This window comes from Nocardia sp. NPDC058176 (assembly GCF_042883805.1).
Classification (GTDB): domain Bacteria; phylum Actinomycetota; class Actinomycetes; order Mycobacteriales; family Mycobacteriaceae; genus Nocardia.
Map to the genome: position 1 here is coordinate 2,348,939 of NZ_JBHVVA010000001.1, position 14,645 is coordinate 2,363,583.

16 protein-coding genes are annotated in these 14,645 nt (G+C 69.7%); 4 read left to right on the forward strand and 12 right to left on the reverse strand.

Annotation, left to right across the window (positions count from 1 at the left end; translation table 11 throughout):
• Nucleotides 1-108 precede the first annotated feature (108 nt).
• Nucleotides 109-477, reverse strand: coding sequence for an arsenate reductase family protein (locus tag ACFVVM_RS10955; protein WP_387616033.1), 369 nt, complete (start codon nucleotides 475-477; stop codon nucleotides 109-111).
• A gap of 60 nt (nucleotides 478-537) precedes the next feature.
• Here ACFVVM_RS10955 and ACFVVM_RS10960 point away from each other — a divergent pair, with 60 nt between their 5' ends.
• Nucleotides 538-1,041, forward strand: coding sequence for a hypothetical protein (locus tag ACFVVM_RS10960; RefSeq protein WP_387616035.1), 504 nt, complete (start codon nucleotides 538-540; stop codon nucleotides 1,039-1,041).
• A 305-nt stretch (nucleotides 1,042-1,346) separates the two neighbouring features.
• Here ACFVVM_RS10960 and ACFVVM_RS10965 read toward each other — a convergent pair whose 3' ends face one another.
• From ACFVVM_RS10965 to ACFVVM_RS11010, 10 genes are all read right to left on the reverse strand, one after another.
• A complete protein-coding gene (locus tag ACFVVM_RS10965) occupies nucleotides 1,347-2,489 on the reverse strand; it encodes an ABC transporter substrate-binding protein (protein WP_387616038.1) in 1,143 nt (380 codons plus the stop codon).
• Nucleotides 2,490-2,502: 13 nt separating this feature from the next.
• Nucleotides 2,503-3,267 carry an ABC transporter permease gene (locus tag ACFVVM_RS10970; protein ID WP_387616041.1) on the reverse strand — a complete coding sequence of 255 codons (765 nt, stop codon included), beginning with the start codon at nucleotides 3,265-3,267 and terminating at the stop codon, nucleotides 2,503-2,505.
• Nucleotides 3,264-4,103: an ABC transporter ATP-binding protein gene (locus ACFVVM_RS10975; RefSeq protein ID WP_387616044.1), complete on the reverse strand. Its 840-nt coding sequence runs from the start codon at nucleotides 4,101-4,103 to the stop codon at nucleotides 3,264-3,266. Before ACFVVM_RS10975 ends, ACFVVM_RS10970 begins: the two co-directional genes overlap by 4 nt.
• A 44-nt stretch (nucleotides 4,104-4,147) precedes the next feature.
• Nucleotides 4,148-5,092 (reverse strand): ABC transporter permease, encoded by a 945-nt coding sequence (locus ACFVVM_RS10980; protein ID WP_387616046.1) that lies wholly within the window; start codon nucleotides 5,090-5,092, stop codon nucleotides 4,148-4,150.
• The gene (locus ACFVVM_RS10985) at nucleotides 5,089-5,211 is read right to left on the reverse strand and encodes a hypothetical protein (RefSeq protein ID WP_387616049.1); all 123 of its coding nucleotides are present in this window, start codon (nucleotides 5,209-5,211) and stop codon (nucleotides 5,089-5,091) included. The genes ACFVVM_RS10980 and ACFVVM_RS10985 overlap by 4 nt, the downstream gene beginning before the upstream one ends.
• A complete protein-coding gene (locus ACFVVM_RS10990; RefSeq protein ID WP_387616051.1) occupies nucleotides 5,208-6,248 on the reverse strand; it encodes a TIGR03842 family LLM class F420-dependent oxidoreductase in 1,041 nt (346 codons plus the stop codon). The genes ACFVVM_RS10985 and ACFVVM_RS10990 overlap by 4 nt, the downstream gene beginning before the upstream one ends.
• Before the next feature lie 25 nt (nucleotides 6,249-6,273).
• Nucleotides 6,274-7,692, reverse strand: a complete 1,419-nt coding sequence (gene hydA / locus ACFVVM_RS10995) for a dihydropyrimidinase (protein ID WP_387616054.1) — start codon at nucleotides 7,690-7,692, stop codon at nucleotides 6,274-6,276.
• On the reverse strand, nucleotides 7,692-8,531 hold the full coding sequence (locus ACFVVM_RS11000; protein ID WP_387616057.1) for a nitrilase-related carbon-nitrogen hydrolase: 840 nt from the start codon (nucleotides 8,529-8,531) through the stop codon (nucleotides 7,692-7,694). The genes hydA and ACFVVM_RS11000 overlap by 1 nt, the downstream gene beginning before the upstream one ends.
• A gap of 108 nt (nucleotides 8,532-8,639) precedes the next feature.
• Complete coding sequence (locus ACFVVM_RS11005; RefSeq protein WP_387616060.1) at nucleotides 8,640-10,142, reverse strand: ArnT family glycosyltransferase; 1,503 nt, start codon at nucleotides 10,140-10,142, stop codon at nucleotides 8,640-8,642.
• Nucleotides 10,139-10,771: a TetR/AcrR family transcriptional regulator gene (locus ACFVVM_RS11010; RefSeq protein WP_387616063.1), complete on the reverse strand. Its 633-nt coding sequence runs from the start codon at nucleotides 10,769-10,771 to the stop codon at nucleotides 10,139-10,141. The genes ACFVVM_RS11005 and ACFVVM_RS11010 overlap by 4 nt, the downstream gene beginning before the upstream one ends.
• Nucleotides 10,772-10,884: 113 nt before the next feature.
• Here ACFVVM_RS11010 and ACFVVM_RS11015 point away from each other — a divergent pair, with 113 nt between their 5' ends.
• The 3 genes from ACFVVM_RS11015 to ACFVVM_RS11025 all read left to right on the forward strand — a co-directional run bounded on the left by ACFVVM_RS11015 (nucleotide 10,885) and on the right by ACFVVM_RS11025 (nucleotide 14,287).
• Nucleotides 10,885-12,285: a PLP-dependent aminotransferase family protein gene (locus ACFVVM_RS11015; RefSeq protein ID WP_387616066.1), complete on the forward strand. Its 1,401-nt coding sequence runs from the start codon at nucleotides 10,885-10,887 to the stop codon at nucleotides 12,283-12,285.
• Nucleotides 12,286-12,357: 72 nt separating this feature from the next.
• On the forward strand, nucleotides 12,358-13,467 hold the full coding sequence (locus ACFVVM_RS11020; protein WP_387616069.1) for a methyltransferase: 1,110 nt from the start codon (nucleotides 12,358-12,360) through the stop codon (nucleotides 13,465-13,467).
• A gap of 112 nt (nucleotides 13,468-13,579) precedes the next feature.
• Nucleotides 13,580-14,287: a peptidylprolyl isomerase gene (locus tag ACFVVM_RS11025; RefSeq protein ID WP_387616072.1), complete on the forward strand. Its 708-nt coding sequence runs from the start codon at nucleotides 13,580-13,582 to the stop codon at nucleotides 14,285-14,287.
• 58 nt (nucleotides 14,288-14,345) lie between these two features.
• Here the strand turns inward: ACFVVM_RS11025 and ACFVVM_RS11030 are convergent, their stop codons facing one another.
• Complete coding sequence (locus ACFVVM_RS11030; RefSeq protein WP_302872936.1) at nucleotides 14,346-14,483, reverse strand: hypothetical protein; 138 nt, start codon at nucleotides 14,481-14,483, stop codon at nucleotides 14,346-14,348.
• Between the last annotated feature and the right edge of the window lie 162 nt (nucleotides 14,484-14,645).

The window sequence follows — 14,645 nt, forward strand, 5'->3', positions numbered from 1 at the left end:
CCGCCGGTGCGCGACCATATCCGCCCTGATCAGGGCGTCATACACCGACGGCGGCGCGGTCAATAGTGCTGCGCCACCGAGGAGTCCGGCGGCCGTGCTCCCAACGAGTCAGTCGAGGGAACGCAGCGATTCCTCGTCCCTGGCGACCACGGCGCCCCCGTCGGCGGTGAGGACGATCGGGCGCTGGATCAGCTTCGGATGCTCGGCCAGTGCCGCCAGCCACCGGTCGCGATCGGCCGCGGTCCTCCCCCACGTCGCCAGGCCGAGTTCCTTCGCGATCGGCTCACCGGTGCGGGTGATGTCCCACGGTTCGGCGCCGAGCCGGGTCAGGACCGCGCGCAGTTCCGCGACGGTCGGCGGGTCGTCGAGGTAGCGGCGGACGGTGTAGTCGACGCCCGCCGCGTCCAGATGCGCGGTCGCATTGCGGCTCTTCGTGCAGCGCGGGTTGTGCCAGATCTCGGTCTGCCCAGAAGTCATCCTCGCAGCGTAACGGGGACCTGCCGGGCGGGAATCGACCCCGGCGCCGATACTGGGACCATGAGCGACAACCCACCCAGCGAAAACCCTTACGGCACACCGACAACCACGGGCCCCGAACCGCTGCGCCCCTATCAGTCCGCGCTCAACACCGTCGTCCGCTCCCTGCTGAAGGTGCCCGGCCTGTCGGGCGTCGTCGGCAAGCGCCTGGCGACCCTGCACGTCGTCGGTCGCAGTTCCGGCAAGGTCTACGACATCCCGATCGCCTACACCAACCACGAGGGCTCGCTGATCATCGGCACTTCGCTGCGCCCGTGGGTCAAGAACCTGCGCGGCGGCGCCGAGGTCCGGATCTCCCGCGGCAGCGCACCCGAGACCTTCACCGCCACCGTGCACACCGACGAAGCCGCCGTCCTCGACCTGTTCGCCGTGATCGCCCGCGACAACAAGCAGAACGCCAAGTTCAACGGCATCGGCTACACCCCCGACGGCGAACCGTCCAAGGCCGACATCTACCAGACCTGGCAGCAGGGCGGCGTGGTCGTCGAACTCACCCCGCGCTGAACACCACGACGGCCCACCGGGGTTTCCCGATGGGCCGTCGTGGTGCCGGTTCAGGCGGCCGCGCTTCCGCTCTGGATCGCGGTGAGGATCAGGTCGATGAGCACGGCGGCCAGCACTGCGGATGCGGATCCCATTGGTGTCTCCTGGGTCGAGGTCGAATACCGAACCGAAGTCTCGGCCGGACGTGTGTCCAGCACGTAACCCCCGGTGACGAACGGTGACCCGGACCTGCCGCCGAACCTCCGGCACCCCGCTGACCTCGCGTCATACCGATCCCGCGCGGCCTGCGATCCCGCACACGCCGCCTACTTGCCGCCCTCGGTCGGGGTGACCTGTACCGGCTGATAGCCGGTGCCCGTGACGTCGATGCCCTCGGCCTTCAACTGGTCGAGGGCCTTGGTGACGTATTCGGTGGTGTAGGCGTCCGGGCCCGGGTCCTTGGTGAGGACCGTGGCGCCCTCGGCGTTCTTGGTGTCGCGGGCGATCTTCACCGTGGCATCCCAGGTGGCCTGGTCGATGGCGCCGATGCCGGCGGGCGAGGGCCAGATCAGTTTGTTGACCTCGTTGATCTGCCATTCCTGGTGTCCCGCACCGAGAGTGGCGCCCGCGGCGACGGTGAGGTCGCGGCACTTGTCGAGGTTGTCGCGGCAGAAGGCCCAGCCCTTGAGCGAGGCGACCAGGAACTTCACCGTTTGCTCCTGGTAGGCGGTGTCACCGAGCTTCTCGGTGTTGGCCCACAGGGCGTCCTGCAGCATCGCCACCCCCTCGTCGTTCCAGTCGATGGTGCTGAAATCCGCGGCGGTGTAGAGCTGTCCGGTGGCGGGGTTCTTGGTCTCTAGCAGCTGGGCGTACTCGTTGTAGGACATGGCCTGGGCGGCGGCGATGTCCCCGGCGAGGAAGGCGTTCATGTCGAACTGCTGCTGGACCAGGGTCACATCCTTGGCCGGGTCGATGCCGGCCTCGGTCATCCCGGCGAAGAGCTCGAATTCGTTGCCGTAGCCCCAGTTTCCGACGGTCTTGCCGCGCAGGTCGGCGGGTCCGGCGATGTTGTCGGCGGCGAACGAGACCTGCAGGGTGCCCGAACGCTGGAACACCTGGGCGATCTGGGTGATCTCCGCACCGGCCTCCCGCGAGGCCAGCGCCTTGGGCACCCAGGCGACCGCGTAGTCGGCCTGCCCCTGGGCCAGCACGGTCTGCGGCACGATGTCGGTGCCGCCGTCGAGGATCTCGACCGACAGGCCCTGTTCCTTGTAGAACCCTTGGTCGACGGCGGCCAGATACCCGGCGAACTGGCCCTGTTTGAACCACTGCAGCTGCAGTTTCACTTTCGTGAGCCCGTCGGCGGTGGTCTCCGAACCGCCGTCGGTGGTACTGCAGCCGGTCAGCGCGGCAGCGGCGACGGCGGCCGCCACCAGACAACTGCGCAGTCGGAATGCGGTCTTGCTCATGGATGGATCTCCCTCATCGGATCGTGGACAGCAGGGGGGTTCGGGGACGGCGGGCGAGCTGTTCGACGAGCAGGACCGCGGCGAGGAAGACCAGGCCGACGATCATGGCGCCCACGACATAGGCCCAGGCTCGGGGATAGGCGGTGTTGGCGGCGGCGGAGGTGATCCGGCTGCCGAGCCCGTTCTGCAGGCCGCCGAAGTACTCGGCGATGATGGCGGCGATGACCGCCCCCGGCGCCGCGATCCGCAACCCGGTGAACAGGTGCGGCAGGGCCGCGGGCAGCCGGACCGTGCGGGTGATCTGCCAGCCGGAGGCGGCATAGGAGGTCATCAGATCCGCATGCACCTTCGGCACCTGACGCAGCCCGCGCGCGGTGCTGACGAAGACCGGGAAGAACACCACGATGGTGACGACCAGCCGGCGCGGCGTCTCGGTGGTGGTGCCATACATCGAGTTCAGCAGCGGCGCCAACGCCACGATCGGCACCGCGGCGGCCGCGGCGGCGAGTGGGGTGAGCAGCCCGTCGACCACCTCGAACCGGACCGCGAGGATGGCGGCGGCGATGCCGAGCACCGTCCCGGCCACGAACCCGACCAGCGCGTTCGTCCCCGTGGCCACCGAGGCGTCGAAGATCCGGCCCGCGTTCTCGGCGAACTGCGTGGCGATCGCACTGGGCGCGGGCAGCAGGAACGAGGGCACGCCCGCCACCACGGTCAGCACCTGCCACAGGCCCAGCGCGACGACACCCACCACGATCGGCGGCAACCAGGTCCTCATGGCACATCCCGTCCGGCCACGGCCTGATCGTCGTGCTCACCGCGCAGGGCTGCGCGCACCGCAGCGACGGCGGCGAAGAACTCCTTCGAGGACCGCACATCGGTGTCGGCCTCCCGTCCCCAGCCGCCGGTCGACACGATGTCGCTGATCCGCCCCGGTCGCGCCGAGAGCACCACCACCCGGTCCGACAGGTAGACCGCCTCGGGAATCGAGTGCGTCACGAACACCACGGCCGCGCCCGTCTCCCCCGCGATCCGCAGCAGTTCGCCCTGCATGCGCTCCCTGGTCATCTCGTCGAGCGCGCCGAAGGGCTCGTCCATCAGCAGCAGCGAGGGTTTGCGGGCCAGCGCGCGGGCGATGGCGACGCGCTGCTGCATACCGCCCGACAGCTCGGCCGGATACCGGTCGGCGAACTCGGTGAGCCCGGCCATGGCCAGCAGTTCGGCACTGCGGGCGCGCCGCTGCGCCTTGGACACCCGGTGCAGTTCCAGCGGCAGTTCGACATTGGCAGCGACCGTGCGCCAGTCGAGCAGGCCCGCCTGCTGGAACGCGATGCCGTAGTCCTGATCGATGCGTGCCTGACGGGCGGTCTTGCCGTGCACGGTCGCGGTGCCGCTGGTCGGGGTCTCCAGATCGGCGATGATGCGCAGCAGGGTCGACTTGCCACAGCCCGAGGGCCCGATCAGCGAGACGAACTCCCCCGCCGCGACGGTGAGCGAGACATCGGACAGTGCCGTCACCGACCCTGCGGCGAAGGTCTTGCCGACGTGGCTCAGGTCGACCGCGGCCGAGACCGGCGGCACCGGGGTATCGGGTTCGGTCACTGTCGTAGACATGCGTGCTTCTTCCTGAAACGTTGTCGAAGAGGGTGTTTCGGCCGTCATCGGTCGGTGGAGGACCCGGTGCCCGGCGGGTGGCTGTAGCGGCGCAACGCCAGTTCCACCAGCGCGACCAGGCCGGTCAGCACCACGCCGAGCAGCGCGGCGGCCAGGACCGCGGCGTAGAGGCGGGCCGCGTCGCCGGTGGCCTGCTGGGAGAACACGATGATCTGTCTGCCGATCCCGCCCGCCGTGCCGGTGGAGATCTCGGCGACCACCGCGCCGATCACCGCCGCGGCGGCGGCCAGTCGCAGGGCGGGCATCAGCGAGGGCACCGCCGCGGGAAACCGCAAGCGGGTCAACGTCGCCCACCACCCGGCCGAGCAGCTGCGCATCAGTTCCACCGAGGCGGCGGGCGGTGACTGCAGTCCGCGCAGCATGCCGATGGCGACCGGGAAGAAGGCCAGATAGGCGGCGATCACCACGATCGACATCCACGGCCGCCACGGCTCCCCGCCGATGGCCAGTTTGCCGCCCCACGCCGCGACCAGCGGCGCCAGCGCGATCAGCGGAACCGTTTGCGAGAGCACCACATACGGCAGCAGACCGCGCTCGAGCCGGCCGAAGCGCTGCATGGCCACCGCCAGCGCGATCCCGATCGTCGTGCCGAGCAGCAGCGCAAGCAGCGACAAACCGAGGGTGAAGGCACCGGTGCGCAGCAGGGTCGCGCCCACCGTGCCGGTGCCGTCGGCCTCGCCGAGCACGGTCACCACCGCCCAGACGTGCGGCAGCGCGCCGTCCCCGGTGCGCGGCAGCACCCTGGTGCCGCCGATGCTCACGCCGTTCGCGGGCACCAGCACTTTCACCAGTTCCCAGATCACCGCGACCAGCACGAACGCGCCGACGGTGTAGGCGGCGCGCGCCAGCCGTGTCCCGGTGCGCGTGCGCCGCCGGATCCGGTGCGGCACCGGCGTGGTGACCACCTCGTCGAGGGCTGTCGCGGTCACTCCCGTTCTCCCGCCGTGTCGTCGATCCGGCGGGCATGCCGGTGCCCGGCCAGCGCGGCGGTCACGGCCAGCCCGACGACGCCGACCATGTACGCCGACCACAGCGCCACGATGCTCATGATCCCGCCTCCCGGGTGGCGGTGACCGGCTCATGCAGGCGGGGCAGGACCTGCTCGCCGTAGGCCTCCAGCGTCGCGGTCTTGGCATCGTGTTGCAGGTACACCGCGAACTGGTCGACCCCGAGCTTGTCCAGCTCCCACAGCCGGGCCAGCTGTTCGTCCGGGGTACCGAGCAGGCAGAACCGGTCGACGATCTCGTCGGGCACGAAGTCGGCGTGGGTATTGCCCGCCCGCCCGTGCTGGTTGTAGTCATAGCCCTGCCGACCGGCGATGTAGTCGGTCAGCGCGGCCGGAACATCGCCGCCCGCACCATATTTCGCGACGATGTCCGCGACGTGATTGCCGACCATCCCGCCGAACCAGCGGCACTGCTCGCGCGCGTGCGCCAGCCCCGCCGCCGACCCGTCGGTGACATAGGCGGGCGCGGCCACGCAGATCTTCACCGAGCGCGGATCGCGCCCCGCCGCCTCGGCCGCCCCGCGCACCTTGGCGATGGTCCACGCCGTGATGTCGGGATCGGCCAGTTGCAGGATGAACCCGTCGGCCACCTGCCCGGTGAGTTCGAGCGCCTTGGGCCCGTACCCGGCCACCCACACCTCGAGCCGGGAGTCCGCGGCCCACGGGAAGCGCACCTCGGTGTCGCCGATCCGGGCACTGCGGCCGTTGCCGAGTTCCCGGATCACCTCCACCGAGTCGCGCAGGGTCGCCAGGGTGGTCGGCTTGCCGCCGAGGGTGCGCACCGCCGAGTCGCCGCGCCCGATCCCGCAGATCGTGCGATTGCCGAACATCTCGTTGAGCGTGGCGAAGGTCGACGCGGTCACCGTCTGGTCCCTGGTCGCCGGATTGGTGACCATCGGACCGACCACCACCTTGCGGGTGGCGGCCAGGATCTGGCTGTAGATCACGTACGGCTCCTGCCACAGCAGATGCGAGTCGAACGTCCACACATGCGAGAACCCGTGCGTCTCGGCCACTCTGGCCAGTTCGATCACCCGCGAGGCGGGCGGCGTGCACTGCAGGACCACACCGATGTCCATGGGCACTCTCCGTTTCGGATAGTTCTTACAGAAGGTTCTGCGACAGCCCGCGCCGCACGAAGCGGCCGTGTCCGGTCCGCCCGTGATAGGCGCCGCCGTCGACGATCACCCGGCCGCGCGAGAGCACGGTGTCGACGTGACCGTCGATCTCGAAGCCCTCCCACGCCGAGTGGTCCATGTTCATGTGATGGGTCTTGCCCAGGCCGATACTGGTGTGCCCGTTGGGGTCGTAGATCACCACGTCGGCGTCGGCACCCGGACTGATCACGCCCTTGCGCGGATACATCCCGAACATCCGGGCCGGCGTCGTGCAGCACACCTCCACCCAGCGTTCGAGGGAGATCCGCCCGTCCTTGACGCCCTGGAACAGCAGGTCCATCCGGTGTTCCACACTGCCGATCCCGTTGGGGATCTTGCTGAAATCGCCCAGGCCGAGCTCTTTCTGGTCCTTCATGCAGAACGGGCAGTGATCGGTGCTGACCGCGGTCACGTCACCGGTGCGGATGTAGCGCCACAGTTCGTCCTGGTGGCCCTCGGCCCGCGCGCGCAGCGGCGTCGAGCAGACCCACTTGGCGCCCTCGAAACCCGGTGCGCCCAACTGTTCTTCGAGCGAGAGGTACAGGTACTGCGGACAGGTCTCGGCGAAGACGTTCTGCCCCGCGTCCCGCGCGGCCGCGATCTGGTCCATCGCCTGCTTGGCCGACACGTGCACCACATACAGCGGCGCACCGGTCAACTGCGCCAGCATGATCGCGCGGTGGGTGGCCTCCTCCTCCATCTGCCACGGGCGACTGGTCCCGTGGAAGTAGGGCGCCGTGTCGCCCCTGGCCAGCGCCTGCTCCACCAGCACGTCGATGGCGATCCCGTTCTCGGCGTGCATCATCAGCAGCGCGCCGAGATCACCGGCGGACTGCATGGCCCGCAGGATCTGCCCGTCGGTGGAATAGAAGACGCCGGGATAGGCCATGAACAGCTTGAAGCTGGTGACCCCCTCGCTGACGAGTTCGCTCATCCCCTTGAGGGATTCGTCGTTGACGTCACCGATGATCTGGTGGAAGCCGTAGTCGATCGCGCACTGCCCGGCGGCCTTCTCGTGCCATTCGGCCAGGGTGTCCTGCACCCGCTGGCCGGGTTTCTGCACCGCGAAGTCGACGATGGTGGTGGTACCGCCCCACGCCGCGGCCCTGGTCCCGGTCTCGAAGGTGTCGCTGGCCTCGGTGCCGCCGAAGGGCAGTTGCATGTGGGTGTGCCCGTCGACCCCGCCCGGGATCACGTATTTGCCGGTCGCGTCGATCACCGTGTCGGCGCCGGCGGCCAGATCGGCGCCGAGCGCGGTCGAACCCGGTTGCAGCACAGCGACGATCGTCTCGTCCTCGATCAGCACGTCGAGCAGCTGGGACCCGGTGGCGCTGACCACCGTCCCGCCGTGGATGAAGGTGCGCATCAGGGGTTCACCAACGGTCCGTAGGCATCGGGACGACGGTCGCGATAGAACGCCCACCGGTCGCGCACCGTTTTGATCAGATCCATATCAAGATCACGAACAACCAATTCCGGATCGGTGTCGGAGGCGACCTCGCCGACGAACTTGCCTTCCGGGTCCACGAAATAGCTCGTGCCGTAGAAATCGTCGTCGCCGTATTCGCTCTCGATGCCGACCCGATTGATCGCGCCGATGTAATACTCGTTGGCCACCGCCGAGGCGGGCTGTTCGAGCTTCCACAGATAACTCGACAGCCCGCGCGAGGTCGCCGACGGATTGAAAACGATTTCCGCTCCCGCCAGCCCGAGCGCACGCCAGCCCTCCGGGAAATGGCGGTCGTAACAGATGTAGACGCCGACCTTGCCGACCGCGGTGTCGAACACCGGCCAGCCGAGGTTGCCCGGCCGGAAGTAGAACTTCTCCCAGAAGCCGTTCACCTGCGGGATGTGGTGTTTACGGTATTTGCCCAGGTAGGTGCCATCGGCGTCGATGACCGCCGCGGTGTTGTACAGCAGACCCGACTGCTCCTGCTCGTACACCGGCAGCACCATCACCAGGTTCAGCTCGGCGGCCAGCGCGGCGAACCGCTCGGTCGTCGGGCCGGGCACCGATTCGGCGTAGTCGTAGAACTTGGTGTCCTGTAGCTGGCAGAAATACGGTCCGTAGAACAACTCCTGGAAGCAGATGACCTGCGCGCCCTGCGCGGCCGCCTGCCTGGCGTAGTCCTCGTGGGCTTTGATCATGGATTCTTTGTCGCCGGTCCACGATGTCTGGACCAGGGCCGCTCTGACGATTCCCATGCTTTGTTATACTGCACCCACTCCTGATTCCGTTGTGTTACAAGACTGCGGAAACAGTTTCGGTACCGTAAACCTTCGCGCCACACCGGGATCGACGGGCGCCCGGCGCTAGAGGTGGCGGATCTCCGGCCACAGTTGCGACCACGGGCGCACCGGCCGCTCACACCACCAGATCGTCACATCCCGGGTGGCCCCCTCATAGCCGAGCCGGGAATCCGCGCGGCCGATCTCGGTCACCGTGCCGAAGTGCTCGCGCAACTCCTCGGCCCGGCCGCCCACGTAGAGCACCGCGGTCGCCGAATCCGGCGGGGCGCCGAAGTAGCCGTAGCCGCGGCTCGGGCTGTACACCGCGGGCCAGCCGTACTGGTCCCGGTAGGTCTCCAGTGCCCCTGCCTGCCAATAGGATTCGGTGACGATCACCGCGTCGGCCCGCTCGGCGGGGATGCGCGAACGGTAGGCGCTGTCGGTGGCCTCGGCCAGTTCCGGCCAGCCGAACTTGCCGTGCAACAGCAGGTCGACCCCGCCGGTGCTCGGTTCGATCGAGGACTCGGGCTGCCACGGCAGCGAGGACACCCCGAGCAGCACCGACAGCGCGATCACCGGAACCGCCGCGATCCGCGTCCACCGGGCCCGCCCGGCGACCAGCATCACCGCGCCCGCCGCCATCGCCACCGGATAGACCCCGACGGCGTAATACGGCCGCCCGCCCGTCACCAGGAAGGCCAGCACCAGCAGCACGATCGTCAGGCCGAGGAACCGGTACGGCCGCAGTGCCTCGGTGCGGAACAGGCACCAGATGCCGTAGACCAGCAGCACCACCCCGAGCAGGCCCGCCGCACCCAGCGCGATCAGCACGAACAGCGGCCTGCCACCGATCGACTCCTGTTCGGCACCGACGGTCGCCGCCATGCCGAGCTGCGGCCAGCCGTGCCGCGCCTGCCACACCAGGCTCGGCACCATCGACACCGCGGTGATCGCCGCGCCGATCCACAGCGCGGGCCTGCGCAGCAGATCACGCGGCCCGTAGCAGAGCACGCCGATCGCCAGGCAGACCCAGAAGAACGGGATCAGCCACTTGACCTGCATGTCGATCGCGGTGACCACACCGGCCCAGATCAGCAGCGAGTCGGCGCGCGTGCGCACCCAGCGCACCACCAGGAAGGTGATCAGCACCCACAGCGGCGCGTCGATCGTATTGGTCGCCAGTTGAGTGCCCTGGACGAACAGGAACGGCGAGGTGGCGTAGGCGGCGGCGCTGATCAGCTGCGCGCCGCGGCCGCCGCCGAACTCCCGCGCCAGCGCGGCGGCGAGGACGATCCCGGCGACGGTCACCAGCAGCGCGGGAATCCGCAGGGCGATCAGCGAACCCGGCGCGATCAGGTCCATCGCCCGGGCGATCAGCGGGAGCACCGGTCCCTGATCGGCATAGCTCACCGACAGGTGCTGACCCGCGGCCAGGAAGTACAGCTCGTCGCCGAAGAAACCGTACTGCCCGAGCACGGCGAACAGGGCGAGCGCCGAGACCAGCGCGAGGGCGCCGACAGCGAGGGTCGCGAACGGCGGAACCTCCCGGGCCCCGGTGGGTTCGGTGAGGGTGGTCGTCGTGGTCATGGCCCGAGCCCCTTCGTGGTCGCCGCGTCGTAGAGACGGGTGAGATGGGTGATGTAGTGGCGCACATCGAAATCCGGTTCGCGGACCGCGCGCGCCGCGACGCCGTCGATCGAGTCCCGGATCAGGCGGGCCAGGATCGTCGGGTCGAACTCGCCGAATTCCCCGAGACGCTGCCCGTCGGCCAGCATCTCGATCAGCGGGGCGATGACCTCGCGCTCGCCGTCGACGGTGGCGAAGGTCAGCGAACCGTCCGGGTTGCGCAGGTTCAGCACGATGTCACCGCAGGCGGCGACATAGCTCTTGTTGGCGTCGATGAAGCGCAGATTCGATGCCAGATAGGCGTGCAGGGCCGCGCGTGGCCCCTCGGCCGCCATGATGACCGGCGCCATGAATTCCGCGCCGGAGACGAACAACTGGATGACGACCTGCGACATCAGCTCGTCCTTGCCGTCGAAGTGATACGAGATCACCCCCTTCGAAATCCCCGCGTGCCGGGCGATCCGCGCCAGCGAGGCGTTGCCGTAGCCGACCTCGGAGATCACCTCCACGGTCGAGGCGATGATCTGGCGCCGTCGGGCCTCCTCGATGAACGACCGGCGTTGTCCATCCGGCTTATTTTCTGGCCGCATGGTCAAAATTTAGCACAATCTCGTTGTGTAACAAGTTGGCGGAAACAGTTTCCATGTCGTAAACCTTGGCGTCCGGGCGGCGAAGAGGGCCCCGCTACCCGCAGAATGGGCCGATGACCGATGCCTCGCCGACCGCGCTGCCCGCGGACTTCGCCGGGGACCTCGACGACCGCACCGCCGCGGGCATCGCCGCCGCGGTCGGTCGCCGAATCCGCTCCGGCGCACTGGCACCGGGCACCCGGCTGCCGACCGTGCGCGCGGTCGCCCGCGATCTGCGGGTGTCCCCCGCGACGGTCAGCCAGGCCTGGCGGGCACTCGCGGCGACCGGTGCGATCGTGGCCCGCGGGCGCGCGGGCACCTTCGTCGGCGAGTACTTGCCACAGACTCCGCTGGGCCGCTACCAGCGGCTGCATTCCCCGTCCGACAACGCCTTTCGCGTCGACCTGTCACGTGGCACACCCGATCCGGCGCTGCTGCCCGATCTCGCCGCCGCGCTGCACGCGCTCTCCCGCGACACCGCGCCGGGCGATCTGTCGGCGCACTATCTCGGCGAGGCGGTACTGCCCGAGCTCGCCGAGACCCTGCGCGCGGACTGGCCGTGGCCGTGCGAGCGCCTCGCCGTGCTCGACGGCGCACTCGACGCGGTCGACCGGCTGCTCGCCGCGCACGTGCGCTTCGGCGACCCGGTGATCGTCGAGGACCCCTGCTTCCCGCCGTTCCTCGACCTGCTGGCCCGCCTCGGCGCGCGCCCGATCCCGGTGCCGCTCGACGAATCCGGTTTCCGCCCCGAGGAATTCGCGCGCGCGTTCGACGGTCCCGCACCGCGCGCGGTCATCCTGCAGCCGCGGGCCAACAATCCGACCGGTGCCTCGCTCACCGCGATCCGGGTCCGCGAACTGGCCGCGGTGCTCGACGCGCATCCCGCGCTGATCATCGAGGACGACCACTCCGCCGGGATCGCGGCCACCCCGCTGCGCTCACTGGCGGCCTGCTTCCCCGATCGCGGGGTCTACATCCGCTCCTACTCCAAGTCCCACGGCGCCGATCTGCGACTGGCGGTGGCGGGCGGCCCGGAGACGCTGCTCGATCCGGTGGTCGAACGGCGGATGCTCGGCCCCGGCTGGTCCTCGCGCCTGCTGCAGCGGATCCTGCTGACGATGCTGCACGACGCCGACGCGGGCGCCACCGTGGCCAGGGCCCGCCTCGAGTACCGCAGGCGGGCCACCGCGCTGCGCCAGGCGCTGGCCGCGCACGGGATCGTCGTGGCGGCCGGTGACGGCATCAACCTGTGGCTGCCGGTGCACGACGAGAACGCCGCCATGATCAGCCTCGCGGCCGCGGGCATCAAGGTCGCCCCCGGCGGCCCCTTCGAGGTCGGCGCCCATCCCCCGCGCGATCATCTGCGCCTGACCCTGGGCGCGCTCGAGGCCACCACCGACCTCGACTGGCTGGCGGCCGAGCTGGCCACCGCCACCGCCGCCACCCCCACCTACCGGCGGATCCGGCGGACCTGAACGCCGTCGCCGGGCGCTGATGAGGGAGAATGGAGTCTTCCCCTTCGAAAGGCACCAGTGGTGACGCTCGGCATGGTCTCGTGGACCGAAGACCACATCCAGCACACCGCCGACTGGCACTCCGAGAACGGCGCGCCCGCGCCGCGCACCGTCACCGTCGTCGACGACCGCCTCGCGGCCGACCAGGCCTATCGCCGGATCCGGGCCGGTGAGGCGCTGCTGTGGCAGGGCGATTTCCACAACGGCCGCCAGCTCCTGCAGGCACTGGGCCGCCGCGTCGACCGCAAGGCCACCACCCCGCGCACCGCTGACCTCGGCACCCTCTACGACCACGAGCGGACCAGAAGACGCACGCGCGCAAGCGTTCTCGGCAGTGTACTGATCCGGCTCGACGACAACGCGCTCGACCTGCGCCGGGCGCCCGATGTGCGCGCCGCCTGCGTCGCCGCCTACGGCGAGACCCCGAACAGCCGGGTGGTCACCTTCCCGGAACTGCTCGGCGTGCTCGGCGCCCACCGCTGGTACGAACAGGGCGTCGAGGTTCCGGCGCTGGGTGCGCGCATCCATCCCGCCTACGGAGTGTTCTCGCCCACCCGCAGCGAATACGTGGATCTGGTCGCCGACGCGCCACTCGATCCCGCAGTCGGCACCGCGTTCGACCTGGGCACCGGCACGGGCGTGCTGGCGGTCCTGCTCGCCCGGCGCGGCATCGCCCGGATCACCGCCACCGACATCAATCCGCGAGCGCTGCGCTGCGCCGCGGACAATGTGGCCCGCCTCGGCCACGCCGCGCGGATCACCGTCACCGGTCCCGCCCTGTACCCACCGGGCCGGGCCGATCTGGTGGTGTGCAATCCGCCCTGGCTGCCCGGGGTGCCGACCTCGGATCTGGAACGCGGCGTCTACGACGAGGATCAGACGATGCTCACCGAGTTCGCGCACGGCCTGCGTGACCATCTCACCCCGGACGGCGAAGGCTGGCTGGTGCTCTCCGATCTGGCCGAGCTGCTGGGTCTGCGTCCGGCCGAACACATTCCGCGCCTGCTCGACGACGCCGGTCTGCACGTCCTCGATCGGCTCACCACCCGTCCGCGTCATCCCCGCGCGGCCGATCGCGCCGACCCGCTCGCCGCCGCCCGCGCCGCCGAGACCACCTCGCTGTGGCGGCTGCGGGCGCGCTGACCCGCCGAGGACATGACGATCCGCCGGTCCCCGCCCGCGCGCCGGGCCCGGCTGGCAGGATGCGCGGTACATCGTCCGGCAGCACCACCACTTTCGAGGAGACACCGACAAGGTGAGCAGTCATTCGCAGGACCGTTCCATCGGCACCACCCCGCGCGGCGCCACCCGCCGCGCGGCGTTCGCCCTCGGTGCCGCCGTCGCGACGCTGGTCGCGCTGGCACCCGCCGCCCAGGCGTTCCCGAACCCGTTCCAGCAGACGATTCCGGGCTGCACCCCGGCCGCCCCCGGCGTGCCCAACGGCAAACAGTGGCCCACCGAGCCCGCCCTGACCATCGACACCGCGGCGACCCACACCGCCACGCTGGAGACCACCTGCGGCACCCTCGCGCTCGAGCTCGACGCCGCCGCGGCGCCGCGCACGGTGAACTCGTTCGCCTTCCTCGCCGGCGAGGGCTACTTCGATCACACCCGCTGCCACCGGCTCACCACCGAGGGCATCTACGTGCTGCAGTGCGGCGATCCCACCGCCACCGGCACGGGCGGACCGGGCTACAAGTTCGACGACGAGAACCTCGCGGGCGCGGTCTACCCGGCGGGCACCGTCGCCATGGCGAACGCGGGCCCCGGCACCAACGGCAGCCAGTTCTTCCTGGTCTACCGCGACACCCAGCTGCCCCCGAACTACACCCCGTTCGGCCGGATCACCGAGGGCCTGGACGCGCTGACCAATGTCGCGAACGCGGGCGTGGCGGGCGGCGGGCCCGACGGCACCCCGGTCGCCGAGGTGGTCTTGAACGCGGTACGCACCACCCAGTCCTGACAACGAGCGAGGGCCGCGTCTCCGAGTGGAGACGCGGCCCTCGCCGTGGCTGGTGGGATCAGCCGGCGCTGATCGAGCTGAACAGGTTCTGGATGGTCAGCAAGATCACTTCGGTCAGGAAATCAGCGGCCGAACCGGTCATGGCAACACTCCTCGTTTTCGAGTCCTCATCAGGTGTGACGAACATGTGAAGCATGTCCTATCCACACTGCGCGGCGGAGCGTTTTCGTGAAAAAAAACCAACAGAACCCGAAGACGGGTCGGGGGGCCGGGCCCCGGGGGCCCCCCCCCCCCCCGGGGGGGGGAACGGTAGTTGCGGGGGTGGTGGGGGGGGGTTTTAAAAAAAAACACCCCCCCC

Coding starts and splice junctions, on each gene's coding strand:
- ACFVVM_RS11020 (WP_387616069.1), top strand. CDS start 12,358: ATGGTCTCGTGGACCGAAGACCACATCCAGCACACCGCCGACTGGCAC.
- ACFVVM_RS11010 (WP_387616063.1), bottom strand. CDS start 10,771: ATGCGGCCAGAAAATAAGCCGGATGGACAACGCCGGTCGTTCATCGAG.
- ACFVVM_RS11015 (WP_387616066.1), top strand. CDS start 10,885: ATGACCGATGCCTCGCCGACCGCGCTGCCCGCGGACTTCGCCGGGGAC.
- ACFVVM_RS11030 (WP_302872936.1), bottom strand. CDS start 14,483: ATGCTTCACATGTTCGTCACACCTGATGAGGACTCGAAAACGAGGAGT.
- ACFVVM_RS10970 (WP_387616041.1), bottom strand. CDS start 3,267: ATGAGGACCTGGTTGCCGCCGATCGTGGTGGGTGTCGTCGCGCTGGGC.
- ACFVVM_RS10990 (WP_387616051.1), bottom strand. CDS start 6,248: ATGGACATCGGTGTGGTCCTGCAGTGCACGCCGCCCGCCTCGCGGGTG.
- ACFVVM_RS11000 (WP_387616057.1), bottom strand. CDS start 8,531: ATGGGAATCGTCAGAGCGGCCCTGGTCCAGACATCGTGGACCGGCGAC.
- ACFVVM_RS10975 (WP_387616044.1), bottom strand. CDS start 4,103: ATGTCTACGACAGTGACCGAACCCGATACCCCGGTGCCGCCGGTCTCG.
- ACFVVM_RS11005 (WP_387616060.1), bottom strand. CDS start 10,142: ATGACCACGACGACCACCCTCACCGAACCCACCGGGGCCCGGGAGGTT.
- ACFVVM_RS10955 (WP_387616033.1), bottom strand. CDS start 477: ATGACTTCTGGGCAGACCGAGATCTGGCACAACCCGCGCTGCACGAAG.
- ACFVVM_RS10965 (WP_387616038.1), bottom strand. CDS start 2,489: ATGAGCAAGACCGCATTCCGACTGCGCAGTTGTCTGGTGGCGGCCGCC.
- hydA (WP_387616054.1), bottom strand. CDS start 7,692: ATGCGCACCTTCATCCACGGCGGGACGGTGGTCAGCGCCACCGGGTCC.
- ACFVVM_RS10960 (WP_387616035.1), top strand. CDS start 538: ATGAGCGACAACCCACCCAGCGAAAACCCTTACGGCACACCGACAACC.
- ACFVVM_RS10985 (WP_387616049.1), bottom strand. CDS start 5,211: ATGAGCATCGTGGCGCTGTGGTCGGCGTACATGGTCGGCGTCGTCGGG.